This window comes from Undibacterium sp. Ji49W (assembly GCF_049340205.1).
GTDB lineage: Bacteria > Pseudomonadota > Gammaproteobacteria > Burkholderiales > Burkholderiaceae_D > Undibacterium.
Genome location: NZ_JBMPOW010000018.1, coordinates 101,662 through 125,486 on the forward strand (window position 1 = coordinate 101,662; position 23,825 = coordinate 125,486).

A 23,825-nucleotide genomic window follows, 5' to 3' on the forward strand; every position below is an offset into this window, starting at 1 on the left:
AAACCCACATATAATCAGAACTCATTTCATTGCTGAAGTAATTTTTAACCTTATTGCCCAGAAAGTAAGAACCCATGTCTGAATTGTTAAGCAAGCTCGAATGGCGTTATGCCACCAAAAAAATGGAACCGACCAAGGCTGTTCCACAGGAAAAAGTTGACCGTATCCTGGAAGCAGTGCGCCTGACTGCCAGTTCCAGTGGCCTGCAACCTTACGAAGTAATCGTTGTGACCAACCCGACTGTGCGTGAAGAAATCAAACCGCACGCCTGGAATCAGGCACAGGTTACCGACTGCTCCCACCTTCTGGTTTTTGCAGCATGGGACAACTACACCGAAGAACGTATCAATTACATGTTTGACCTGGTGAATGAAGAACGCGGCTTCAAAAACGAAGGCTGGGAAAACTATCGCCAGATGTTGTTGGCCAGCTACCCAAAACGTGATGCCGAAACCAATTACCAGCACGCTGCCCGTCAGGCTTACATCGGCCTGGGATCAGCACTGATCGCCGCTGCCTATGAAGAAGTCGACAGCACGCCTATGGAAGGTTTTGATCCGGCCAAAGTCGACGAAATACTGAAACTGCGCGAAAAAGGCTTGCGTTCCGTCGTGATCCTGCCGCTGGGCTATCGCGCTACCGAAGGTGACTGGCTGCAAAACCTGAAAAAAGTACGTCGCCCGCGTGCTGAATTCATCACTCTGGTAGATTAAACCTGCCAGTTGTCTGTCGATACTATGGCCTGCCAGAGACTATCCTGGCAGGCCATTTTCGTCATCGGGGTAGCAGCCTGACCAGAACCACATCATTCTCGTGCATATCAATTTTGATGCTGGCTTTGCCTGATTGCAGCACCTTCAACTGGCGAAGCTCTGGCTGATCCGTCGTCACATCCTGTAATGTCTTTAACTGCGTCGTGTTCAGCCTGGCGGGCGAACCCATTTCCAGGTATGCGGTGTGAGCATCATTCGATCTGAAACCCGTGCGATAGATATATGCGGTGTAATCCCCGGCTTGCAGGCCACTGACATCCAGTTCCAGGGGTGTAAGGTTTTTGGATGGCAGCACAGTGGTGTAGAAGCCACGGTTGCTCTTGTCTTGTAAGGGCTGGCGATAATCCCAGGCCAGCACCTGCAAGGCCCTGTCATCGGTACGTGTCACGTAGCTTTGCGGGTCCTGGGTGGCAATGACAGCTTCGCCCAACTGGTGCAGGTATTTGTAGGCGAAGTAGGCTGGCTTGCGTATGCCTTCAGGGTTGAGCAAACCAAAACCACCCTGAAACGATGCCGTCGGTGGACCCGGTTCTTCAAACAGATCGGTATAGGTCCAATAGCTCATGCCTTGCGCCAGACCTTCGCTGGATTTCAATTTACTCAAAATGTAGGCGGCGCTGATGTAAGAATCATGCACAGGGTCACGCGGCGTATAACTGCTGCTCCACTCGGTAAAGAAGAGTGGTAAATCCGGGCGTGCAGAGGCTTTGATCTGCGCCCTCACCTTTTTTACATCACCTGTCACAGCATGGGGTGAAGTGGATAGCTTGGTGTCACTGACGCCATGCTCGTCAATGAAACCACCATCAACACCATAAGTATGGGTAGTGATGAAATCAACCGGTGCGCCGGTCTTTTGGGTAAACGCCAAAAATTCTGGCACCCAGGCCGCACCGGCGGTGGCGGGCCCGCCCACTTTCAGCTGTGGGTCTATGGCCTTGATGGCACGGGCGCTTCTTTCATATAAATCAAAATAGGCAGCCTGATCAGCCCCTTCCCAAAAAATCGCGAGATTGGGTTCATTCCATACTTCAAAATACCAGCTTCTGACTTCTTCACGCCCATAACGCGCTTGCAGGTGGCGTACAAAGGCGTCCACCAGGGCTGTCCATTTGACCGGGTCGGGGTGCGAGATATTGCCCTTCCAGTAAAAGATAGTCTTGTCAGAACCCCGCATCGCCTGCGGTGTAAAACCCAGCTCGACAAAAGGTTTGATACCCATGCGCAGCAGGCGGTCATACAAATAATCGATTTTGGTCCAGTCATATACCGGCTTGCCGTCACGCTCGGTATAGGTGTTCAGTACATCATGAAAAATGCCATGAAAGCGCAGGTAACGAAAACCCAGTTCGGTCTTAACGGTCTGTAACTGCGCCAGACTATCTTCGCGCATCAGCGTGCCGGGGTAGTCAGAACCGACGGAAAAATCTGTGAAGTGATCGCGTTGTGTTGTCGGCGAGGTGACATCAATGTGGATGCTGCGCAGATCGGCAGCGTGCGACACGCCAAACAACAGCGGCGTCGCCAAAGCCAACAGCAGGGGCTTGAACATGGTGGTAGTCTCGTTATTAGAATAAACAGCTTTATTTGAGCTTGCATTCTGCTGCGCGCTGCCTGCACGCGCAATTACGAAAACCGCCAGCCGAAGGAATGATAACTGTCAACGACCGGCGCGACAGTGCTCTCTCCCTCTGGCCAGGTCCTTTATCCGCCTGTCTGTCTCTGCATGGACCCTGTATTCTGATACCGCACATGCCATGACAATGCTTCTTCCAGTATATGGGGTGTATGGCCACTGCGGGCGGTGGCGCGCGTCAGGTAATCTTGCAGCATGTGGCGATAGGGTTCGGCGACGCAATTATTGATGATGAGTTGTGCCCGCTCGCGCGGTGCCAGACCGCGCAGATCGGCCAGACCAACTTCGGTAACGATGATATCGACATCATGTTCGGTATGATCAACATGCGACACCATGGGCACAATACTGGATATCTTGCCGTCCTTGGCCAGAGACTTGGTAGCGAAGACGGCCAGATAGGCATTGCGGGCAAAATCGCCTGAACCGCCAATGCCATTCATCATGTGAGTGCCCATGACGTGGGTGGAATTGACGTTGCCATAGATGTCGGCTTCCAATGCCGTATTGATGGCGATGATGCCCAGACGACGTATGATTTCAGGGTGATTGCTGACCTCTTGCGGGCGCAACACCAGACGGTCTTTGTAGCGTGCAAAGTGACTAAACACCTGGTCATATTTTTTTGCCGACAAGGTGATGGAGGAGCCGGATGCAAAATCTAGTTTGCCCGCATCAAACAGATCAAAAGTTGAATCCTGCAAGACTTCAGAATACATGCTGAGATGCTCAAACGGGCTATCAATAAAGCCTGTCATGACGGCATTGGCGATGGTTCCTATGCCAGCCTGGATGGGCAGCAGGCTATTGCCCAGCCGCCCCTGCTCTACTTCGTTTTTGAAAAAACTGACCAGGTGATTGGCGATGAGCGCCGTGTCTGCATCTGGTGGCAGTATTGTGGATGGACTGTCGTGCTGATCCGTAATAACAATTGCTATGATTTTTTCTGGCGGTATTTGGATGCTGGTGGTGCCTATGCGATCGCTGACTGACATCAGTGGCATGGGCTCGCGCAGAGGCCTTTGCCTGGGGATGAAGATATCATGCAACCCTTCCAGTTCGGCGGCCTGGGCCATGTTCAGCTCGATAATCACTTGCCTGGCCAGAATGGCAAAGCTGGCACTGTTGCCCACCGAAGTAGTCGGCACGATGGCACCGCTTTCGGTGATCGCCGCCGCCTCAATGATGGCGATGTCAATACCGGCAATTTGCCGGGTGCGCAGCAGTTCCACGGTTTCTGACAAATGCTGGTCAATGAACATGACTTCGCCCGCATTGATGGCGGCCCTTAACACCGGGTCGGCCTGGAATGGCATGCGCCGTGTCAGCACACCTGCCTGTGTCAGTGTCTTGTCAACATCACTGCCCAGCGACGCACCTGTCATCAGGGTGATATTGAGCTTTTCGGTGTGGGCTCTTTCAGCCAGGGCCAGGGGGACTTTTTTTGCATCGCCCGCACGCGTAAATCCGCTCATGCCTATGGTCATGCCATCCTTCACCCAGGATGCCGCCTGGCTGGCGCTGGTGATGCGCTCAAGCAGTTGGGGATGACGTATGCGTGCCTGGATTTGTTCGTTCATGGTGCACCTGTAGGTTATTGATGGGTAATGAAAACAGTGGTTGAGCCTTGGTCAATCTGGCCAGCCTGGCCTGGATCAAGTCAGACAAAAATTGACCGGTGCCAGTGCCGGGGGCAAGTTCGTATCTTGCAGCGATTCCCGCAAATTAATTTCTATGGTGCGGCAAATCGCATCCAGCGGCAGATCATTCGATTCAAGGCCAAAGGGTTCTTCAATTTCGTCACCCAGTGCATCCAGACCAAAGAAGGTGTATGCAACAATTGCCACCACAAACGGTGTCATGAAACCGATGGAGTCAACCAGACCAAAAGGCAGCAAAAAACAATAGATGTAGGCGGTCCTGTGCAACAGCAAGGTGTATGAAAAAGGGATGGGTGTACTCTTGATACGCTCGCAGGCAGCGGCTGCACCGGTCAGTGCGCTCATGCTGGCATCAATCGTGGCAGCCAGGCATTCATCAATTCTTTTCTCGCGCAGACAGGCTCCCAGGTCCAGGCCCATATGCAGCATCAGCAAAACAGATGGATTATTCGCCTGGCTGATTTTTTGCCATTCATCGGCCAGCAGGTAAGCGCGCAATTCGTCCGGTTGACGCAGGTCGCGTAATTGCTGACACAAGGCATGTGAAAACGCTATGGCGCGGTAGACCATACGTACTCTTATATCGGCCAGGCCCAGACTGGCGACGGCAGGCTCTGCGCCACCAATCAGGCTTTGACACTGACGCGCAAAATTGCGGCTGCGCAGCACCAGCTCACCCCACAGCTTGCGCCCTTCCCAATAGCGGTCATAGGCCGCAGTATTACGAAAGCCCAAAAAAATGGCCAATGGCAGACCGATCAGGCTGAAGGGTATCGTCGTCAGCGTGATTTTGAGTCTGAACAAATCCCCATGCGACCAGGTAACCAGCGTCGCAACCGGAATATTGATGACCAGTGCAAAGCGTATGCGCGGCAGGATAGACCCGCGTGCAATCAGGAACAGGCTGAATCCGGACGGGCGGTCGCGTACGATCATGATTGCCTCCCCCGGTTGCTGAACGATCCGGAGAGGCAAATAGAGGACGATGAAAAATATATCACTAACATGTGAGTAATTATTTCACTCACATGTGAGTAAGTCAAGCTGTATAATTCAGGCTTGCCAGAATAACCAGCACAGCCAGGTGCCCCCATGAAGCAACAAGTGTTCAGCCACAACCTACCGCAACTGTTTTTAAAAGCGCGTGACAGCCTGATGGCGCATTTTCGCCCTGTCCTGCATCACTTTGGCCTGACGGAACAACAATGGCGCATCATGCGGGTGCTGGACGAACATGCGCAACTGGAGCCAAGAGAAATCTGCGACATGTGCCTGATGCTGAGTTCCAGCATGGCCGGCATGCTGGCCCGCATGGAAGAGATGGATTTGATCAGTCGCCAACGCATGCCCGAAGACCAGCGCCGCGTCATGGTCAGGCTGACACCGTACGGCATTAAGATCATGCGACAGATGGTGACGCTGATTGATCAGCAATATCAGCATCTTGAACAAGCCATCGGCAAACCTGCACTCAAAAACCTGGTGGCGTCGCTGGAATCGTTTATCGCGGCAGAACATGAGACAGTCAGCCAGGTAGATTTGCCTGGCTGAAGGTGCAGTGTAGGTGTGGCGTGCAATGCGCCCCCTCCCCTCCAAGGAAGCTATGCATAGGTTTTGATTATTTATCTTATTTGCATGCAAAAAAGACATGTAAATATACCCACAATGTGCTACTGTTAGCCTCTGGCGCGGATAGTTGGTAGTGAAGACGCGCTTCGTCGCAAACTGCATGCCTTACAAAGTTACCAAGTTACCAAGTTACCACAAAGAGGAAGCTCGCTTTGCCCCTTCTGGAAGCGGCAAGTTCAATGCCAATTGGAATTAGCATTGGAATTAGCGTTGGCATTGGGCAAGCCCGGCTTTTGTTCGTTTTGTTCATTTCTTTGGTCCAGATGCTTGTAGCGCTTTGCAGTCGCCTGCTTGCCATCTGACAACCTTGAATGAGTTAAATTATGCGCCTCCCAGCCCTCACCCTGTCTTTCTGCCTGTTGCTCGGCCCAGCCACCGCCCACGCGTTTCTGGAGGATATTTGTCTACCCCGCAAAAATGAAAAGGATGTAATTAGCTGGTGCATAAAACCTACTTGCCCGTCGGCAGTTTCGCCAAATCGCTCCTGCCCGGCACAACTGATTGATTTTGCTACCATCAAGCCAGGCCGCAGCATGATCCATGCTGATGCCACCTACTTCATCGCGCAGGCACTTGGGTTTCGAACAGACGTTGCGTATTGGATCGCTGCCTACGACGAAGTGACTGACTATGGCCAGTACATACCGATTGACCAGTGCGGTGTCCAGGCATCAGCTCAGAACTCAGGAAAAAATTACATCAGCACCAGCTTCAACGGTTTCGTACGAACGAATGCGCAAACCGATGGCCCTCTTGATCACTATGTCGTATCTTTCTCACCAAATGGATACGGCACCGATGTGCATGGCGCTGGCGGCGTGCAGTCACTGTATCCTCTGCATTATCCGCAGCCCGGCTATCCCGTGCGCATTGACGACACCTACCAGAAAACGCTGGCAAACATGCGGACCTGGGCACTGCTACCGACACGCGACCCGGGTCTGCTTTGTACCGTCGGACTCACTTCATCCAACGGTCTTGATTGCCTGACCGGCATGAATATCAGTGGTACTGTCCCCGTGATCATGAAGAGCGACAAGGGAATAGCGCTCAATGTACCGGCCGGCAAGAAAGTCTTGAACTACGATACCAATACAGGTAGCTCAGATTATTACGAGAAACTCGGCGCCTATCTTGACGATAAACAAAAGACTACCGGCACCTTGTGGAAGGCCCCGGCTCCCGTGCCCGTTCCCGTACAGATCGCACGTATCGGACTTTTTCTTCATGTCTTGCAAGATACATCATCCCATGCAACCTACTGCGGTGATGAGGCACCGTCACCACCGGGCGGTACCGATCGCGGCACCTTCATGTTTAACAATGGCAGCGGCATTCAGCTTTCATTCGGCAACTCTTGCGCGGCAGGCCCTCACCTGGCCAGCCATGTCCAGGAAACTGGAACGGGCGATAAGTCGTTGCCCTTGCGTGACTACATCGCACTCAACAACACCGTTGACGAACTGATCAATTTTGGCAATACCGTGGCAAGCAAAGAAGATGGCTGGCTAGTCAACCGCGAGCTGTTGCCGCCTGATGTGGTTGGCGGTAAAAATGCACAGGGTTATAGTGCGTCAGATTTAAAGGCGATACTGGTCGGCACCATCGTCAGTGGCACAGCCTATAGCAATGCCGAGGTATACAAGTCAGGCGTAGTCACATTGCCCTTGCAGCAGGTGAAGCCCATAGACCGGCTGCATACTATGAACAAAGCGCTTGGCACTTATTCAGAAACCATACGCAAACAGTCACAGAACCACGCCTCGTTCGTTCCGCTGGAACCTATGCCCGGTAATTCTTTTGACGCAAAGGACAAGTCAGCCTGCTGGAAATAAGAGAAATGGTCTGGGGCGCTGCCGCATGCGCAGCGCCCACCACTATCAGGTGAGCTACGCCACCAAAGTCTTTGCATAGACCACGTATTCATTCACTCTATCCGCCGCCTGCGTTTTCGCTGGCGGCAAATTCTAAAATGCTACACGTGCAGCACATGCTGCACAAAGACCAGTTCACGATCGACGATACTCACAGGATGTCATTTACGGACCCGCTTTATTCGCCGTTTCGTCTGCTCTGAAACCTGCGTTACCCACCCGGAAAATCTCGCCTTTTGACCTGCAATGTGACAGAGGCAGCGCTGCCCAAGGCAAAAACGTGCTGAAAATTGTCGCACGGAAATTCACGAAATAAAACCAAAATCAATTCCACTTTAAATCCACTTTTCCAGGTAAAAACTTGGCCTCAAAGTTCATGCTGTGGGTTTAAAACATCAGTCCACTTCTTTAATTGGTAAATTAAAAAAAATAATTTATTCAATAAAATCATATGCATACATGATATATACATGACAGATTGCAAACCAATTAAACATCGCATAGATACCACTTAGATACCGATTGACAACCTGTTTAGGCATCACTAAAGTTCATCACATCCGGTGTAGTTGTTTCGAGTGGTAGTTAACTCAGAATGAACTTTACGATGCAGCGGGTGGTACCGAAAATAGTCACTGTCGTCTACGTCAAGTGCGTAAGGTATTTGGGGGAGTAAGCAATTTTTTGTAACGGGCCTGAGTAGTCGACGGGTTCAAACCGAAGGAGAATTAAATGCAAAATAAATTGAGTCCGATGAGAAGTAATCTAACGCCGATGGCATCTGCAGTTGCACTCCTGGTCATGGGTGTGGCCATGCAAGCGCAGGCGCAAGAAGCTGCAAAACCGACAGAACCACAAGAAGTGGTCGTTACTGGTATCCGCGCATCGCTGCAACAATCCATGAATCAAAAACGTAATGCTGATACTTTCGTTGAAGTGATTACCGCAGAAGACATCGGCAAGATGCCGGATAAAAACGTTGCCGATTCCCTGCAACGCGTGCCTGGCGTCAGCGTTGCTGCAGCCGGTGGTGGCGAAGGCAGCTTTGGTGAAAATGACCGTGTTGCCCTGCGCGGTACACCGTTTGGCCTGACGCTGACAACCTTGAACGGCCATTCTGTATCCAGCGGTGACTGGTTTGCCGACAATATCGTTGGCGGTGGCCGCAGCGTGAGCTTTTCGCTGTTCCCGTCTGAACTGATTGGCCGTGTGACGGTACACAAAGGTTCACAGGCTAATTTGCTGGAAGGCGGCGCTGAGGGCGTGGTGGATATCGAAACACGCAAGCCGCTGGATTTCAAAAAACAATTCAATGCCCAGGCCAGTATTGGCATGGTCAACTCTGAAAATTCCAGCAAATCCGATCCGCAACTGAGTGGCATGGTCGCATGGAAAAATGATGCATCCACCATGGGTATCCTGGTGCAGGGTTTCCATCAAAAACGTACACTGAGCCGTGCCGGTCAGGAAAATCAGATCTGGTGGGACAAAGTTGATGTCGGCAGCCCTATCGACAATGCCATCAAGGGTGCGGGTACCGCCAATACAGCAACTTCGCCAGCATCTGGCGCTATCACCAACTTCCTTGGTGGTACGGCCTGGTTTGAACAGCAGCGTACCCGTCAGGGTGGTTTGATTGACTTCCAGTTCAAACCATCGAAGGATGTGAACATTGATGTGACCGCATTCCAGTCACACCTGGACGCTCCTAACATCAACCACAACTTCATGCAGTCACTGGGTCGTTTCGTTGGTCCATCCTGGGCAACGACGGGTTTCCCTACCAGTGCTGTATCCGGTACTTTGAGCCAGGGCGTGATCAGCCAGTTGAACGTCGGCAATCCGGCCGGTTGCGTACCGTGCAGTGGCATGTCCAGCGCCGTGCAGGAAATCTTCTCACGCCCTATTGCTGAAAGCCAGTCGCAATTCTTTAACATCGACGGTTCTGTCCGCGTCAATGATCGTTTCACGCTGAGCGGCAAACTGGGTACCACAAAAGGTCTGGGCAATACCGTCAGTGGTGCCATGGGTATCTGGATGCCGTGGACAGGTGGCAGCTACACCATCAATGGTTCTGACAAGGCAGTCACTTATGTTACACCTGGTGCAGACAAGTTCTCTATCGGTGGTTTCAACAACGGTGCACCTGGCACACCTGGCGCACCGTACACCTACGGTTCCCACGTTACTGCCAACGATAAAGAAGATTACGCGCAGATTGATGGCTCATATAAAACCGACCTTGCCGGCATTCCTACCGTACGCTTCGGTTTCCGCGCAGCAGAACACAAGCGTGACCTGAGCTCTATCGGTGTCAATGCTTTGCCAGGTTTGTCGAATGCAGCCAACCTGCCTATGTCTGGCCTGACATCTTTCCCTGGCATTTTCAATGATCTGGGTGCAAATGGCGCTGGCTACTGGACTTTCTCTCAGTCTGCCGTGAATGCCTGGCTGTCACAGTACACCAACTACAGTGGTCACCTGCTGCAAAATGAGTTTTCCATCAAGGAACCAACTCAGTCTGCTTACGTGATGGCTGATTTTGGTGGTGAAGGCTTCAGCGGTAATTTTGGTGTACGCGTTGCCCGCACCAGCGAAGAAGTTACACGCAATGAGATCGGGGCATCCGGCAATTTTGAACCGAAAACCTATAAAAACAGCTATGTCGATTTCCTGCCTAGTGCTAACTTCCGTCTGGATGTGACCAAGGATATCGTCGCCCGCTTTGGTGTTTCCCGCACCATGGCACGTCCTGAACTGGGTCAGATGGCGGGTCTGGATCTGCGTGACGTACAAGGTACAGGTAACGGTGGCAACCCTAACCTGAAACCTATCCGTGCCAACACGGTTGATCTGGGCGTGGAATGGTATTTCGCTCCAAAATCCATGGTGTCTGCCGACGTGTTCTATTCGGCGCTGGATGGCTACGTGACGTATGGCGCAAGCACAGGTACCTTCTATAACCAGATCCAGAAGAAAAACACTGTGTATGCGATGAGCACGCCGATCAATACACAAGCTGAAGTCAAAGGTCTGGAACTGTCTTACATCCAGGCATTGCCAGCTGGTTTTGGTATCAATGCCAACTACACCTACACACTGGGCAAGGAAACCGGTCAGGCTCCTGGTTCCAAGTGCGGCGATGTACTGGCACCGGACTGTACTTTGATCGGCACATCCAAAAACGCGTACAACCTGGGTGTGTTCTATGAAGACAGCAAGTTCAGCGCACGTCTGACATACAGCTATCGTTCCGGCTTCCTGAATGGTACCAGCCGTAACAGCGCTGCCTACCAGAACGATATCGGTACTTTGTCTGCCACTCTGGCTTACCAGATCAGCGACAATTTCTCCATCTCTCTGGATGGCAAGGACTTGAACAATCCTCTGGTCAGCTCGGTCACCAAAACTCCAGGCGCAGCAGATTTGCCAGCATCCCTGTATAAAAATGGCCGTCAAATCTTCCTGACTTTGCACGCCAAGATGTAATTTGCTCCGATCAGGCGGAGGGCCCGGATAGCTTTGGCCCTCTTCCCGATTTTTTTAAAGTGATGGTGCGTTTTGCTCCATCACTTTTTTTCATTGACCGACCAGGACCGTGACCATGCAAGAACCCATTAAAAAAATAATGATCGTCGGCGGCGGCTCTGCCGGATGGATGGCTGCCCTGATTATTGCTAACTCGGTCAAAGACAAGGGTGTAGAGATCACTGTTGTCGAATCACCGACGGTAGGCGTCATTGGTGTAGGCGAAGGTTCCACACCGGTACTGAAAAAATTCTTCGACAACCTGGGCATACAGGAAAGCGAATGGATGCCAGAATGCAATGCCACCTATAAGGCCGGCATCACTTTTGATGGCTGGTCGACCAAAGCTGGCCATGAAAGCTATTTCCACCAGTTTGCCACCATGGTGGATAACCTGACCCTGCCGGTGTTTGTCAACAACGTCAAAGCGCGCCTGCGAGGTGCAGACGTGTGCGCCCTGCCAAACAAGTTCTTCCTTTCATCTGAACTGGCGGACCAGTACCTGGCCCCTATCGCCGCCCATCACTTCCCTTTCTTCACCACCTATGGCTATCATTTTGATGCCATGTTGCTGGGCAAATACCTGCACAAGAAAGCACTGGAAATGGGTGTGCGTCACGTCAGCGCCCATATCACCGATGCACGGCAAGATGCCAGTGGCAACATCGCTGCAGTTATTTTGGACGATGGCAGCAGTATGGAAGCGGACTTCTTCGTTGACTGTTCCGGCTTTGCGGCACTGCTGATAGGCAAAACCCTGAAGACCCCTTTTGTCAGCTATGCCGACAATCTGTTCAATGATGCCGCGATTGCGATGCCATCGGATATCGGTGACGCGATACCCACACAGACCGTATCTACTGCCATGAAGCATGGCTGGTCCTGGCGCATTCCCTTGCAAAACCGTTTTGGCAACGGCTATGTGTACAGCTCTTCATTTACCACGGCAGAGCAGGCAGAACATGAATTGCGTGCCAAACTGGGTTTGCTGGAATCAGACACCCAGGCACGTCACCTGAAGATGAAACTGGGACGTGTCGAAAAACACTGGAATAAAAATTGTCTTGCAGTTGGCCTGTCACAGGGTTTCCTGGAACCACTGGAAGCCACTGCGCTTTACCTGACGCAAATGACGGCTGCCATATTTTGCCTTTTCCTGGAAAAAGGCGATCTCAGCGAGCAGGCACAGCAAGTCTATAACCAGGAAATCAATGACTATTTTGATGGCCATCGCAACTACATCATTGCGCATTACAAAACCAATACCCGGACCGATACAGAATACTGGAAAGCCAATGCAGCCAATCTGAATGGCATCCCCGATTCGCTGAAACACATCTTCGCCGCCTGGCTGGAAGGGCGCGATCTGGGCGATGAAATACGCAGGCAGGATATAGAAAAATATTATCCCATTGGTTCATGGTATGCACTGATGGCCGGTATGGGCCTGTTCCCGGAAGTGGACGCAAAAGCGCCTGACTCAGGCCAGGACAAGGTAAACCCGCTGGGTGATTTCATACAGCGCTGCGCCCTGAACTTCAAGGATCATCGTCAGGTACTGGCGGCCCAGAGCAAGGTGATATAAGCACTGCGCTTACTGCGATCCAGCGGCAGGTCTGGCCTATCAAGGGTACTTTCGGCTACACTAAGGCTTCGACGGCCTTAGTTCCTTAGTACCTTAGTACCTTAGTACCTTAGTTTGAAGTGCACATGCCCTTACATTATTTGTCCAGCCTGACCTCCCCCAAACGGACGCCACAATCCAACCGGCATCTGGGCGTCACGCTGGCTTGCGTGGCTGGTGCCCTGAACGCAGGTGGTTTTTTGGCAGTCGGGCAATACACATCCCATATGACGGGCATGTTGTCATCGGCCGCAGATGATTTTATTCTTGGCAAATTCCTGCCAGCCTTTGCTGCCCTCTTTATGCTGTTCGCGTTCGCCTGGGGGGCAGCCTGTACAGCCTTAATCGTCAATTACGCCAAACGCAATCAGTTTCGCTATGTGTACACCCCGGTGCTCTTGCTGGAAGCACTGCTGCTGCTATTGTTTGGCCTGGTCGGCACCCGGCTGCAAGAACATGCGGTCGTTACCGTGTCGCTGACGACGGTATTGCTGTGCTACGTCATGGGCCTGCAAAATGCCCTGATCACCAAGATTTCAAATGCAGAAATCCGTACCACGCATGTGACTGGTCTGGTGACTGATATCGGTATCGAAATGGGTAAATTGATTTATTGGAACCGCCACCAGGACCAACCTGGTCATCATCATGAAGTGGATGCGAACGTGCAGAAACTACGTCTGCACCTGATGCTGGTATCAGCCTTTTTTAGCGGTGGCCTGCTGGGTGCGTTCGGCTTCAAGTATTTCGGATTCATCTCCACCTTGCCTATCGCCATGGCACTGGTCCTGCTTTCACTGGCGCCCCGCCTGAAAAAAAACTTTTCCAGGTCTTGAAGACATTCACACCTGATGGGCTTTTTGCAGGCGTTTTTCCAGCCGCCTTTGTACCACTTCAAAACACAGGCTTAGCGCCCAGTAGACGCAGGCAGCGGCAATATACAGGGGTAAAGGCCGAAAACTGGTGGCAATGACTTCCTTGGTGGCCAGCATTAGCTCCGTCACGGTGATGACCGATACCAGCGAGGTATCCTTGATCAGGCTGATCAGGGTATTGCTCATGGATGGCACGGCAGTACGCATGGCTTGCGGCACCACGATATAGCGCAGTGCCTGCCCGTAGTTCAATCCCAGGCTGGAACTGGCGAGCCATTGGCCCCGACTGACACCCAGGATGGCCCCACGTATGCTTTCTGACAGATAAGCGCCCGCGTTCAGGCTCAGCGCCAGGATACCGGCTGCTGTGGCAGAAAATTCTATACCTATGCCGGGTAAGCCATAATAGATAACAAAAATCTGAACCAGCAGCGGCGTGCCACGTATCAGGCTGACGTAGATGGCGGCCGGGGTACTGATCGCGGCAAACGGCAGTATGCGTGCGACGGCCAGCAAAAACCCGAGTATCAGGCCCCCAGCCATGGCACCAATCGCAAATAACAAGGTATAGGCAACCCCCTTCATCATGACCGGGGCGGCCATCTGCAGCAATTCTAAAAGTTCCATGGCGGCTTTAAAAAGAAATATCCCCGCCTTGCTGAACGGGGATATGTGAAGTGAGCGATACCCACTTAATCATACAGCGTATCGGGCGGCTATTGCTCTTCGCAAAGCAAAGTCGCCCTGATTGTAGCTTATTGCGCTGCCGGTGCCTTGCTGACATCCTTGCCGAACCATTTATTGGATACCTTGGCAAAGCTGCCATCCTTGATGATGTCTGCCAGTGCCTTGTTAAGGGCAGCAGCAAATTTAGGATTGCCCTTCTGGAACGGGATGCCGTTCTTGGCCAGTTCACCAACAGGTGCGCCCGCCTTGATCGGCAAGGCACTCGCCTTGAGCAGATAGGCAACCATCAGGCTGTCATTGAGTGCGGCATCAACACGGCCTGCGGCCAAGTCTTGCAGGTATTCTGGCGCGCCCGGATAGCTTTTGACTTCAATACCGGCAACTGCTTTGGCGCGTTCTTCATAATTACTGCCCTGCCCCACGCCCAGTTTTTTGCCTTTCAGGTCTTCCAGGCTTTTGAAAACACGTTTGTCATCTTTCTTGACGATGAGCTGGGCGCTGGAGACGGTATAAGGGTCAGAGAAATCAAAAGTTTCCTGGCGTTTGTCTGTGATACCGACCTGGTTGACGATGACATCAAATTTGCCGGCGGACAAACCAGCCAGGATGCCACTCCATTCCGAAGTCACAAATTCTGGCTTGACGCCCAATTTGGCGGCCAGCAACTTGGCAACATCGACATCGAAACCGGCCAGTTCATTGGTTTTGGTATCTTTGAAATTGAACGGAGGATAAGTACCTTCCAGTGCAATTTTAAGCGTGCCACGGGTCTTGACGGTATCAAGCAGATCGGCTGCTGTAGCAGACAGGGACGCACCAGCCAGAATGACACCGGCCAGCAAAGTGGATATTGTTTTTTTGGTAGAGAGTTTCATCATATTCCTGAAAAAAGCAGGCAGTCATGGGTAACAACGACTGCCGGTAAATCGCGACAGGCCGGATAAGAATTTATCCGGCGACCTGCATATGATATGGAGACTGGACTTTCAAGAACAACGAAGTATTTCTTATTTGCATATATCAGGCTTGCGCATATGCATACATGCAGGTAGGGGCACACTGCCACCCGGGCAGCAGCGTGCCAGTAAAATCAGAAGGAAGGAAGGTCGTTCAGACTGTGGCCGGGCACGTCATCACTCGCCGAGCTGAGGCCCTGTGCGCCATCTTCATACTGGATGCCGACGACTTTGGGGCCAAGGATGATGCCATTGCCATTGCTAAACTTGGGTATCACTTCATCGCCATTGGCAATCGTATCCAGCACCACCTGGACATCCGCTTCTTGTGGATCATCGACCATTGCTGGCGGCATGACCTGACCGCCCTTGCTCTTGCCCCATCGCACCTTGGCGATACGCTGTCCACTGTCATCATAACGGACGGCTTCAATAAAAAATAATGCCATGATCACGCTCCTCATTCAAGTTGTTACAGAAAATCGGGAAGGGAATGGAATTGCCTGGAAGTATCGCGCATGCTGACCTGCTGTTAGCTCAACAGCGCCAAGCACTACTTTGCGCTTGCAGTATGACAGCTATATGTCATTGCAGCGCGCAAAAAATGCGGCCTAAATGACCATGTTAGCAAATTAAAATCTGCATTCAAGTCAATTTTGTAAGCACCAATGACAAAGCGGCTGACAGGCACTTTTTGCCCTGTCAGCCGCTTGTTGATTCGTTTTGTCTGCGCTCGGGTGATTTTAACCCAGCTTGGCAGCATGCTCACGGGTGGCATGGAAAGTTACACCAGGCCAACGTTCTTGCGTCAGCTTCAGGTTCACGCCCGATGTCGCCAGGTATGCCATGTTACCCGCAGCATCATAGGCAATGTTGCCACCGGCGCTGGAGCGCTCAAAGTCGGCCAGCATTTTCTTGTCTTCGCAACTGATCCAGCGCGCGCTGCTGATGCTGGTGCCTTCAAACACGGCATCTACACCGTATTCATTTTTAAGACGGCTGGCGACCACTTCAAACTGCAAAACGCCTACCGCGCCCAGCACCAAATCACTGCTGACGACAGGTTTAAATACCTGTACTGCACCTTCTTCGCCCAATTGCTGCAAGCCTTTTTGCAATTGCTTGATTTTCAGGGGATTCAAAATACGTGCCGTACGGAAAAAGTCTGGCGCAAAGTAAGGGATGCCGGTGAATTGCAGCAGTTCGCCTTCAGAAAAACTGTCTCCAATCTGCATATTGCCATGATTAGGCAAACCGATGATGTCACCGGCGTAAGCCTCTTCCACCTGTTCACGCGACGATGCCATGAAGGTGACGACAGACGACACCTTGATCTCGCGGTTCAGGCGCAGATGCTTGAGCTTCATGCCACGTTCAAACCGACCGGAACATACACGCAGGAAGGCAATACGGTCACGGTGGGCCGGGTCCATATTTGCCTGGATTTTGAAAATAAAACCAGAGAACGGTGTTTCTTTTGGTTCGACTGAACGGACGGTGGCATCACGTTCACGCGGTGCCGGTGCCCAGTCCAGCAAGGCGTTCAGGATTTCACGCACGCCGAAGTTGTTGATGGCAGAACCAAAGAATACCGGCGTCTGCACGCCTGCCAAAAAGTCTTCCAGACTGAAAGGATGAGACGCACCGTGGACCAGTTCGACTTCCATCTTCAATTGTTCGATTTCCAGAGGGAACATCTCTACCAGACGCGGATTATTGATGCCCTTGATGACTTCAAATTCCTGATCGGCACGTTCGCTACCCGGCGTGAACAGCAGGATCTCATCTTTCAGGATGTGGTACACACCACGGAAAGTCTTGCCCATGCCTATGGGCCAGGTCACCGGTGCACACTGTATCTTCAGTACCGATTCCAACTCATCCAGCAATTCCAGCGGGTCGCGGGTTTCGCGGTCCATCTTGTTGACGAAGGTGATGATGGGCGTATTGCGCATGCGGCACACGTTCAGCAGCTTGATAGTCTGTTCTTCCACACCCTTGGCAGCATCGATCACCATCAGGGCCGAATCGACAGCCGTCAGTACGCGGTAGGTATCTTCAGAAAAATCCTGGTGACCCGGGGTGTCAAGCAGATTGACCACGTGGTCGCGGTATTCAAACTGCATGACCGATGAAGCAACCGAAATGCCGCGTTGCTTTTCTATTTCCATCCAGTCAGAGGTCGCGTGGCGACCGCTCTTGCGTGCCTTGACCGTGCCTGCCAGTTGAATCGCGCCCGAAAACATCAGCAGCTTTTCGGTCAGTGTGGTTTTACCGGCATCCGGATGGGAAATAATGCCGAAGGTACGGCGACGTGCCACTTCGCGGCTGATCAGATCTTTCGATGGCGCACTGGTCGTCGTCGATTCCGAGGCTGTCTCAGGGATCTCGTTGGCGGCTTGCGCGCTGTCGTCTGGGGATGGGTTCATGGTGTTCATGCTGATGCCGCAAAAATGGAAGAAAAACACGCAAGTTTAGCTGGTATTGGGAGCGAAGTCGAATACCCCACGGGTGATAGGAAATCATAAGCAATAAAATAAGCAATAAAGATTGCCAATCAGGCCACAAGAATGCTATAAGAACAACAGTTACTATTCATTCAATTTTGCGGCCGACATGAAAACTTTCCATCTGTTCGTCTTCAGCATCTTTGCCTTCGTCTTGCCAGCCTGCGCTCAGGCCGATGATGATGTCCTGTGGCAAAAATTCTTCACCCAGATAGAGCTCAGCAAAACCTGGGTCGCTACCACAGTGGATTCCAGCTATACAGAAGAAGAAAAAAACTGGCTCAGCCCCAGTCAGTTTGCCAAACGGGCGAAACTAAGCAAATGGGCCAATGGAGAACCGGTACGTACTATCGAAAGCCTGCAAGGGGCAACACCAAGCAGCAAGACCCATGTTTCCAGCCCCATCGCCAATCACCCCAATCTGGTATTGACTGGCCTTAGCTTTCGCCAAAGAGAGGCCGATCAATTGATTGATGGCGACACCTGGGCGGTGTACAGCTTGAAACTGGGCACAAAAAAACGTCCGCAGACAGCAAAGGTCTGGCTGCAACCGGATAGCGGCAAGCCTCTGAAGATGGAATTCAGCTTTTCTGCCAGCATGGAAGGAACCGTGCTGTATCAAAGCAATGAGGCTGGCATCAGCCTGCCGATACGCTTTGTACTGGAACACGAAAAACTGGGCGCGCCCAAACACTGGGTAATCGTGTTTGAAAACCTGGACTGGATACCCAGGCCCGCCACCGAGTTGACTGGTTTGAATAACTTATACCATGTGCAACTGGACAGTTTTCAGGTCCAGAACGTAGGGCGCAGCAAATAAATCGCCATAGGTGACCGACGCTTTTCCGCAAGCCAGGTTAGAGGTCCACCGACACGCATCAGTGTGTGTTACCTGCATCAGCCACAAACCCGGCCCCTGGCCCTTAGTCAGGGTGCGCCAGCAATACGCTTCCTGATCTGTACACAAAGATGCAGTTTGCTATATCCTCGTCATCTTTGTGTATTACCATTAACGATACTTGTGACCGCAACTTGCGGTCGTACCTTCCTTAACCGCTATCTGAACTTCCTATGAAAAAGATACTGATTTCAGCCCTGATGCTGGCCATGGCCAGCCTGCCACAATTGAGTTTTGCCTGGGGTGCCGATGGCCACCAGACCGTGGGGGCGATTGCCGATTCCCTGCTGGCGGGCAGCAAGGCGGGCGCTCAGGTCAAAGCCCTGCTGGGTGATAATACACTGGAAAAAGTGGCGGTCTGGGGTGATTGCGTCAAAGGTATCTCGCCCGAAAAAGACTATGCCTACACATCCACGGGCCGTTATCCGGAATGTGCATCGTTTGAAACCGCCGCAGGCATTGCTGCCATGAGCGATTATGTGAAACGCAATGACACCAATTGCAAGCCTGCCAGCGGCGAAGAAAACTGCCACAAGCAATACCATTACGCGGACGTGGCCCTGCAACATGACCAATACAAAACCGGCTATGTCGGCACCAGCGACCATGACGTGGTCAATGCCATCCGTGCCGCCGTCCTGGTGCTGCAAGACAAACCGCAGCCCAAGCCCTTTAATTTCAAGGACAAGCAAGAAGCCCTGACCCTGCTCACGCATTATGTCGGCGACCTGCACCAGCCCCTGCATGTCGGCTCCATCTTCCTGGATGCAGAAGGCAAGATCGTCAACCCGGATGAAGGTCAGTATGACCATGCCACCAATACTGTAGGCGGTAATGCCCTGCAATGCCCTTGCGGCAATCTGCATTCGCTGTGGGATGATCTGCCACAGCAATACAAGCGTGGCCGCATGAATGAAACACTGACAAAAAAAGCCAAAACTCTGACCCTGGCCAATGCATCCATTGAAGAACTGCCAGTGCTGTGGGCAAATGATGCCATCCGCGATGCAAGAATTTTGTTTGCCGGTACCCAATTCAGCAAAAGCACACCGAATCAAAAAGGCAATAACTGGTCTATCGCTTTGCCACTGGAATATGAAAAAACCATGGCCAGCCTGAAAGATGATGCCCTGGCCCGCGCAGGTGCTCACCTGGCCCAGTTGCTTAAAACCGTCTGGCCAGATTAAACAGTCAAGACAGCACCCGTTTCATTAGAATCACTTGAACAAATAGGACGAACTCACTATGGCTTTCACCCCACTAACCTGGATAGGAAAAGGTTTCAAATATGCCTGGTCGGCGCTGGACTTCAGCCGCCGGGTCATCCTTAACCTGATTCTGCTGATCATCCTGATCATGCTTGCCGTCGGCCTGTTTAGCGGGGGACCTAAAAAAATCGAGGACAAGACCGCGTTGCTGCTCGATCTGAAAGGCACCCTGGTTGAACAGAATTCTGGCAATGCCCGCGATACGCTGTTGGCAGAAGCCCGTGGCGATGTCCGCAGGACCACGCAATTGCGTGACATCTTGTGGGTGCTGGACCAGGCATCCAAAGATCCGCAAATCAGCAGCGTTGTCCTGCTGCTGGATGATATGAGCGGCACCGGCCTGACCATGCTGCGTGAAGTCGCCGCCGCGATTGACCGTTTCAAGGCCAGTGGTAAAACCGTGGTGGCCTGGGGTTCAAGTTTTGACCAGCGTCAGTACTACCTGGCAGCACATGCCAGTGAAGTCTACCTGCACCCTATGGGTTCAGTAATGATGACAGGCTTTGGACGTTACCAGAATTACTACCGTGATGCGCTGGACAAACTGGGTGTCACTGTCACCGTCCTGAAAGCCGGTGATTACAAGAGCTTTGGTGAACCCTACGTCGCCAATGCGCCTTCACCAGAAGCCGCAGAAGCCGAAAGCTTTTTGTACACCGCCTTGTGGAAGACCTACACCACGGATGTGGAAAAAGCCCGCAAGCTGCCGGAAGGTACCATCATGAACGGCATCAATGACCTGACCCAGTTGCTGGCCGCAGCCGGTGGCGACATCGCCAAACTGGCGCTCAACACCAAGCTGGTCGATGGTTTGAAAACCCGTGATGAATTGCGTGAGCTGATGCTTAAACGCGGCATCAAAGATGAACAGAGCAAAAGCTTCCGTCAGGTCGCTTTTGATGATTATCTGGCACGCCAGAAACCCAAACTGTTTGGCGATGCGGTAGGCGTCATCATTGCCTCTGGCGAAATCAGCGAAGGCATGGCACCTCCGGGTTCCATTGGTGGCCTGTCTACCTCCAGCCTGATCCGCAAGGCACGTGAAGACGATGCCATCAAGGCCATCGTCCTGCGGGTAGATTCGCCTGGCGGCAGTGCTTTCGGCTCAGAGCTGATACGCCGTGAACTGGAACTGACGCGCAAGGCTGGCAAGCCAGTGGTGGTATCCATGGGTAACGTCGCTGCATCGGGCGGTTACTGGATATCCATGGCGGCAGATGAAGTGATTGCAGATGAAGCCACGATCACCGGCTCCATCGGCGTGATTGCTATCTTGCCGACGGCCGATAAGGCCATGGACAAACTGGGCGTGCATACTGCTGGCTCACCCACCACCTGGCTGGCTGATCCATTCAATCCCTTGCGTCCTTTGAACCCGCGTTTTGCTGAAGTCCTGCAAAGCAGTATCAACCATACCTATGCCGACTTTACCGGCAAGGCTGCTGCTGCCCGCAAAACTACGCCAGAGAAAATCAATGCCGTAGCCCAGGGTCGTGTATGGACAGGTCTGCAAGCCAAGGAACGTGGCCTGGTCGATACCATAGGCAGCTACGCGGATGCATTGAAATCGGCATCGACACGCGCCAAGCTGGGCAATGATTATCGCATCAGCTATATCGAACGCGAACCATCCAGGTTTGACCGCATCTTCAGCATCTTTGGTGCCAAGACTGCCCAGATATTGCAAGACCAGTTCAAGGTCGCTGTCGTACCTACCGGCCTGCCACCGGCAGCAGCGGCACAAATGCTGTCTGACCTGACCTGGCTGTCAGAAATCAACAAGGAAGGCAAAAGCTTTACTGCACTGACACATTGTCTGTGCAAGGTACCGTAAGACGAATTGGTCATATTAGTCATTCCTGACCGGGCTGGTAGCGTCAATGCTGCCAGCTTCCCCTTCCCTTCCGCCCGCCCTCAATTCCACTCCCTCAGTCCCAATCAGTTCCAATCTCATGCCTGATCTCTGCATATGACAAATGTCATATGAAACTGGTGGCAATTGCTTCTGTCTTATCTTCCCTTACATCAGCACAATGGCGACATCCCCCACTACGGAGTCGACCATGAACAAAACCCTTTTAAGCCTTGCCATCGCATGCAGCCTGAACGCAGCCGGTCTGGCGACCAGCTTTGCTGCCGATAGTTTCCTGATACGTCATGTACGTGTTTTTGATGGCGAGAAAATCCTTAAGGACAAAAATGTGCTGATCGCTGATGGCAAGATCAGGGATCTCGACTTCAAAGGCAAGCCGTCAGCGGATACACACATTGTTGAAGGCCAGGGCCGTACCCTGCTGCCCGGATTGATAGACGCGCATGTCCACGCCTTCCAGGATCTGGACCTGCCCTTGCTGTTTGGCGTCACCACCCAGATTGATATGTTCAACAATGTCAAACTGGTTGCCAGCATAAATGAAAAAATGCGCAAGGGTGAAAACCATGACCAGGCTGATCTGATTTCTGCTGGTACGCTGGCCACGGCACCAGGCGGTCACGGCACTGAATATGGCATGCCCATCCCAACGCTGACCAAACCGGAAGAAGCCCAGGCCTGGGTCGATGCGCGCATTGCCGAAGGCTCGCACTTCATTAAAATCGTGCTGGAACATGGTAATGAGCAACATCCCTTCAACAGCCTGGATGCGGCTACCGTCAAGGCCCTGGTAAAGGCCGCTCACCTACGCCACAAGCTCGCCGTGGTGCATATAGGCAATCTGGAAGAGGCGAAGGATGCGATGGACGCCGGTGCTGACGCCCTGGTCCATCTGTTTGCAGGCAAGCAGATCAGCGACCAGGATATGCGTGCGCTGGTCAAGTCTGCCAGGGACAGGCATGCTTTTATCATCCCCACCTCCAGCGTGCTGGAAAGCATTGCCGGTGTCAAGGAAGACGATATCCTCAACGATACCCGTATGACGGCATTGCTGAACAAGGCACAATTGCAGCCACTGAATTCACCTTACCGGGCCAGGGCAGATGCCGACATGCTTAAAGTACCCAACATGATGACAGCAGCCATGCACGCTGCTGGCATACCGATACTGGCCGGTACCGATGCCGGTAATGCCGGTACCCAATATGGTGCCAGCCTGCATCATGAACTGGCGTCACTGGTCAAAGCTGGCTTAAGCCCGGCAGCGGCACTGGCATCGGCCACATCGGTTCCTGCACATGCCTTTGGCCTGAAAGATCGCGGGCGCATTGCCAAAGGCTATAAGGCTGACCTGTTGCTGGTCAGTGGCGAGCCAGACCAGGACATCAGCGCCAGCCGCAATATTGTCGAAGTGTGGAAAGATGGCGGACGCGTCACACAACAACGTGAACAAAAAATCCAGGAGTGGCACGCCTGAATGCACAAAAGAAACTGATGGTGCAATTGCCTGTGGATGGCCGTATCAGCCTGTTCACAAAAGACAAACTCGCCAGCCCTTTCGGTCTTGGCTGGGTCCCATCGAATGATGCGCCCATGGGTGGCAAATCCACCATCGACATCAAGCTGGCAGATGCCGGGCCGGATGGTAGCAATGACGTCGCAGCCGTCAATGTGGTGGCGACCATCAGGCCCGGATTTGCCTACCCCTGGGCCGGCCTGGCATTCTTGCCGGGCAAACAGGCAATGGAAGCAACTGACCTGAGCGCAGCCAACACTCTGAAGTTCAAGGTCAAAGGTGATGGGAAACAATATAGCGTGGGCATTAGCGTAGAGGGAAGCTACATCCCGATTTCAGTACGCTTTACAGCACCCGAAGAATGGAAGGAAATCAGTATTCCTTTCAGCCAGTTCAAAGGCATGGACCCCAGTATCATCACCCTGATCGCCTTTAACGCCGGGCCGCAACCGGGTGAATATCGGTTTCAGATTGCGGATATACGCCTTTTAAAGGAATAATGTCACTTATAGGACTTAAA

General features: G+C 52.4%; 18 protein-coding genes. 11 read left to right on the plus strand and 7 right to left on the minus strand.

The features are described from left to right. Positions 1-74 precede the first annotated feature (74 nt). Complete coding sequence (locus tag ACO0LK_RS20970) at positions 75-713, plus strand: NAD(P)H-dependent oxidoreductase (protein WP_422978482.1); 639 nt, start codon at positions 75-77, stop codon at positions 711-713. Between the two features lie 61 nt (positions 714-774). On the opposite strand, the gene ACO0LK_RS20975 is transcribed toward ACO0LK_RS20970, so the two are convergent. The 3 genes from ACO0LK_RS20975 to ACO0LK_RS20985 form a co-directional block, all read right to left on the minus strand. Further along, complete coding sequence (locus ACO0LK_RS20975) at positions 775-2,325, minus strand: GH39 family glycosyl hydrolase (protein WP_422978484.1); 1,551 nt, start codon at positions 2,323-2,325, stop codon at positions 775-777. A gap of 152 nt (positions 2,326-2,477) precedes the next feature. Continuing rightward, on the minus strand, positions 2,478-3,989 hold the full coding sequence (locus tag ACO0LK_RS20980) for a succinate CoA transferase (protein WP_422978486.1): 1,512 nt from the start codon (positions 3,987-3,989) through the stop codon (positions 2,478-2,480). 75 nt (positions 3,990-4,064) lie between these two features. After that, complete coding sequence (locus tag ACO0LK_RS20985; RefSeq protein WP_422978488.1) at positions 4,065-5,006, minus strand: bestrophin family protein; 942 nt, start codon at positions 5,004-5,006, stop codon at positions 4,065-4,067. A gap of 156 nt (positions 5,007-5,162) precedes the next feature. Here ACO0LK_RS20985 and hpaR point away from each other — a divergent pair, with 156 nt between their 5' ends. The 5 genes from hpaR (at position 5,163) to ACO0LK_RS21010 (ending at position 13,561) form a co-directional block, all read left to right on the plus strand. Then, positions 5,163-5,621, plus strand: a complete 459-nt coding sequence (gene hpaR, locus ACO0LK_RS20990; protein ID WP_422978490.1) for a homoprotocatechuate degradation operon regulator HpaR — start codon at positions 5,163-5,165, stop codon at positions 5,619-5,621. A gap of 611 nt (positions 5,622-6,232) precedes the next feature. Then, positions 6,233-7,534, plus strand: a complete 1,302-nt coding sequence (locus ACO0LK_RS20995) for a hypothetical protein (protein WP_422978492.1) — start codon at positions 6,233-6,235, stop codon at positions 7,532-7,534. Positions 7,535-8,305: 771 nt separating this feature from the next. Continuing rightward, positions 8,306-11,062 (plus strand): TonB-dependent receptor, encoded by a 2,757-nt coding sequence (locus tag ACO0LK_RS21000; protein ID WP_422978494.1) that lies wholly within the window; start codon positions 8,306-8,308, stop codon positions 11,060-11,062. A 115-nt stretch (positions 11,063-11,177) separates the two neighbouring features. Continuing rightward, entirely contained in the window at positions 11,178-12,686 is a 1,509-nt protein-coding gene (locus ACO0LK_RS21005) for a tryptophan halogenase family protein (RefSeq protein WP_422978496.1), read from the plus strand. 125 nt (positions 12,687-12,811) lie between these two features. Beyond that, positions 12,812-13,561, plus strand: a complete 750-nt coding sequence (locus ACO0LK_RS21010) for a YoaK family protein (RefSeq protein ID WP_422978498.1) — start codon at positions 12,812-12,814, stop codon at positions 13,559-13,561. A gap of 6 nt (positions 13,562-13,567) precedes the next feature. Here ACO0LK_RS21010 and ACO0LK_RS21015 read toward each other — a convergent pair whose 3' ends face one another. The 4 genes from ACO0LK_RS21015 to ACO0LK_RS21030 all read right to left on the minus strand — a co-directional run bounded on the left by ACO0LK_RS21015 (position 13,568) and on the right by ACO0LK_RS21030 (position 17,672). Next, entirely contained in the window at positions 13,568-14,227 is a 660-nt protein-coding gene (locus tag ACO0LK_RS21015; protein WP_422978500.1) for an amino acid ABC transporter permease, read from the minus strand. A 128-nt stretch (positions 14,228-14,355) separates the two neighbouring features. Further along, the gene (locus ACO0LK_RS21020) at positions 14,356-15,162 is read right to left on the minus strand and encodes a cystine ABC transporter substrate-binding protein (RefSeq protein ID WP_422978502.1); all 807 of its coding nucleotides are present in this window, start codon (positions 15,160-15,162) and stop codon (positions 14,356-14,358) included. A gap of 215 nt (positions 15,163-15,377) precedes the next feature. Continuing rightward, positions 15,378-15,692 carry a hypothetical protein gene (locus ACO0LK_RS21025; protein WP_422978504.1) on the minus strand — a complete coding sequence of 105 codons (315 nt, stop codon included), beginning with the start codon at positions 15,690-15,692 and terminating at the stop codon, positions 15,378-15,380. A 294-nt stretch (positions 15,693-15,986) separates the two neighbouring features. Further along, positions 15,987-17,672, minus strand: coding sequence for a peptide chain release factor 3 (locus tag ACO0LK_RS21030; RefSeq protein WP_422978506.1), 1,686 nt, complete (start codon positions 17,670-17,672; stop codon positions 15,987-15,989). 187 nt (positions 17,673-17,859) lie between these two features. On the opposite strand from ACO0LK_RS21030, the gene ACO0LK_RS21035 reads away from it, so the two are divergent. From ACO0LK_RS21035 to ACO0LK_RS21055, 5 genes are all read left to right on the plus strand, one after another. Next, positions 17,860-18,570 carry a hypothetical protein gene (locus ACO0LK_RS21035; protein WP_422978508.1) on the plus strand — a complete coding sequence of 237 codons (711 nt, stop codon included), beginning with the start codon at positions 17,860-17,862 and terminating at the stop codon, positions 18,568-18,570. 251 nt (positions 18,571-18,821) lie between these two features. Beyond that, positions 18,822-19,835 (plus strand): S1/P1 nuclease, encoded by a 1,014-nt coding sequence (locus ACO0LK_RS21040; protein WP_422978510.1) that lies wholly within the window; start codon positions 18,822-18,824, stop codon positions 19,833-19,835. 58 nt (positions 19,836-19,893) lie between these two features. Continuing rightward, the gene (sppA, locus tag ACO0LK_RS21045; RefSeq protein ID WP_422978512.1) at positions 19,894-21,750 is read left to right on the plus strand and encodes a signal peptide peptidase SppA; all 1,857 of its coding nucleotides are present in this window, start codon (positions 19,894-19,896) and stop codon (positions 21,748-21,750) included. A gap of 229 nt (positions 21,751-21,979) precedes the next feature. Further along, the gene (locus tag ACO0LK_RS21050) at positions 21,980-23,266 is read left to right on the plus strand and encodes an amidohydrolase family protein (RefSeq protein ID WP_422978514.1); all 1,287 of its coding nucleotides are present in this window, start codon (positions 21,980-21,982) and stop codon (positions 23,264-23,266) included. Continuing rightward, positions 23,254-23,805 (plus strand): CIA30 family protein, encoded by a 552-nt coding sequence (locus tag ACO0LK_RS21055; RefSeq protein ID WP_422978516.1) that lies wholly within the window; start codon positions 23,254-23,256, stop codon positions 23,803-23,805. The genes ACO0LK_RS21050 and ACO0LK_RS21055 overlap by 13 nt, the downstream gene beginning before the upstream one ends. Positions 23,806-23,825 lie beyond the last annotated feature (20 nt).

Excerpts from the sequence above, each read along its gene's own strand:
- ACO0LK_RS20970 (WP_422978482.1), top strand. The coding sequence starts at position 75 with ATGTCTGAATTGTTAAGCAAGCTCGAATGGCGTTATGCCACCAAAAAA.
- ACO0LK_RS20975 (WP_422978484.1), bottom strand. The coding sequence starts at position 2,325 with ATGTTCAAGCCCCTGCTGTTGGCTTTGGCGACGCCGCTGTTGTTTGGC.
- ACO0LK_RS20980 (WP_422978486.1), bottom strand. The coding sequence starts at position 3,989 with ATGAACGAACAAATCCAGGCACGCATACGTCATCCCCAACTGCTTGAG.
- ACO0LK_RS20985 (WP_422978488.1), bottom strand. The coding sequence starts at position 5,006 with ATGATCGTACGCGACCGCCCGTCCGGATTCAGCCTGTTCCTGATTGCA.
- hpaR (WP_422978490.1), top strand. The coding sequence starts at position 5,163 with ATGAAGCAACAAGTGTTCAGCCACAACCTACCGCAACTGTTTTTAAAA.
- ACO0LK_RS20995 (WP_422978492.1), top strand. The coding sequence starts at position 6,233 with ATGATCCATGCTGATGCCACCTACTTCATCGCGCAGGCACTTGGGTTT.
- ACO0LK_RS21000 (WP_422978494.1), top strand. The coding sequence starts at position 8,306 with ATGCAAAATAAATTGAGTCCGATGAGAAGTAATCTAACGCCGATGGCA.
- ACO0LK_RS21005 (WP_422978496.1), top strand. The coding sequence starts at position 11,178 with ATGCAAGAACCCATTAAAAAAATAATGATCGTCGGCGGCGGCTCTGCC.
- ACO0LK_RS21010 (WP_422978498.1), top strand. The coding sequence starts at position 12,812 with ATGCCCTTACATTATTTGTCCAGCCTGACCTCCCCCAAACGGACGCCA.
- ACO0LK_RS21015 (WP_422978500.1), bottom strand. The coding sequence starts at position 14,227 with ATGGAACTTTTAGAATTGCTGCAGATGGCCGCCCCGGTCATGATGAAG.
- ACO0LK_RS21020 (WP_422978502.1), bottom strand. The coding sequence starts at position 15,162 with ATGAAACTCTCTACCAAAAAAACAATATCCACTTTGCTGGCCGGTGTC.
- ACO0LK_RS21025 (WP_422978504.1), bottom strand. The coding sequence starts at position 15,692 with ATGGCATTATTTTTTATTGAAGCCGTCCGTTATGATGACAGTGGACAG.
- ACO0LK_RS21030 (WP_422978506.1), bottom strand. The coding sequence starts at position 17,672 with ATGAACCCATCCCCAGACGACAGCGCGCAAGCCGCCAACGAGATCCCT.
- ACO0LK_RS21035 (WP_422978508.1), top strand. The coding sequence starts at position 17,860 with ATGAAAACTTTCCATCTGTTCGTCTTCAGCATCTTTGCCTTCGTCTTG.
- ACO0LK_RS21040 (WP_422978510.1), top strand. The coding sequence starts at position 18,822 with ATGAAAAAGATACTGATTTCAGCCCTGATGCTGGCCATGGCCAGCCTG.
- sppA (WP_422978512.1), top strand. The coding sequence starts at position 19,894 with ATGGCTTTCACCCCACTAACCTGGATAGGAAAAGGTTTCAAATATGCC.
- ACO0LK_RS21050 (WP_422978514.1), top strand. The coding sequence starts at position 21,980 with ATGAACAAAACCCTTTTAAGCCTTGCCATCGCATGCAGCCTGAACGCA.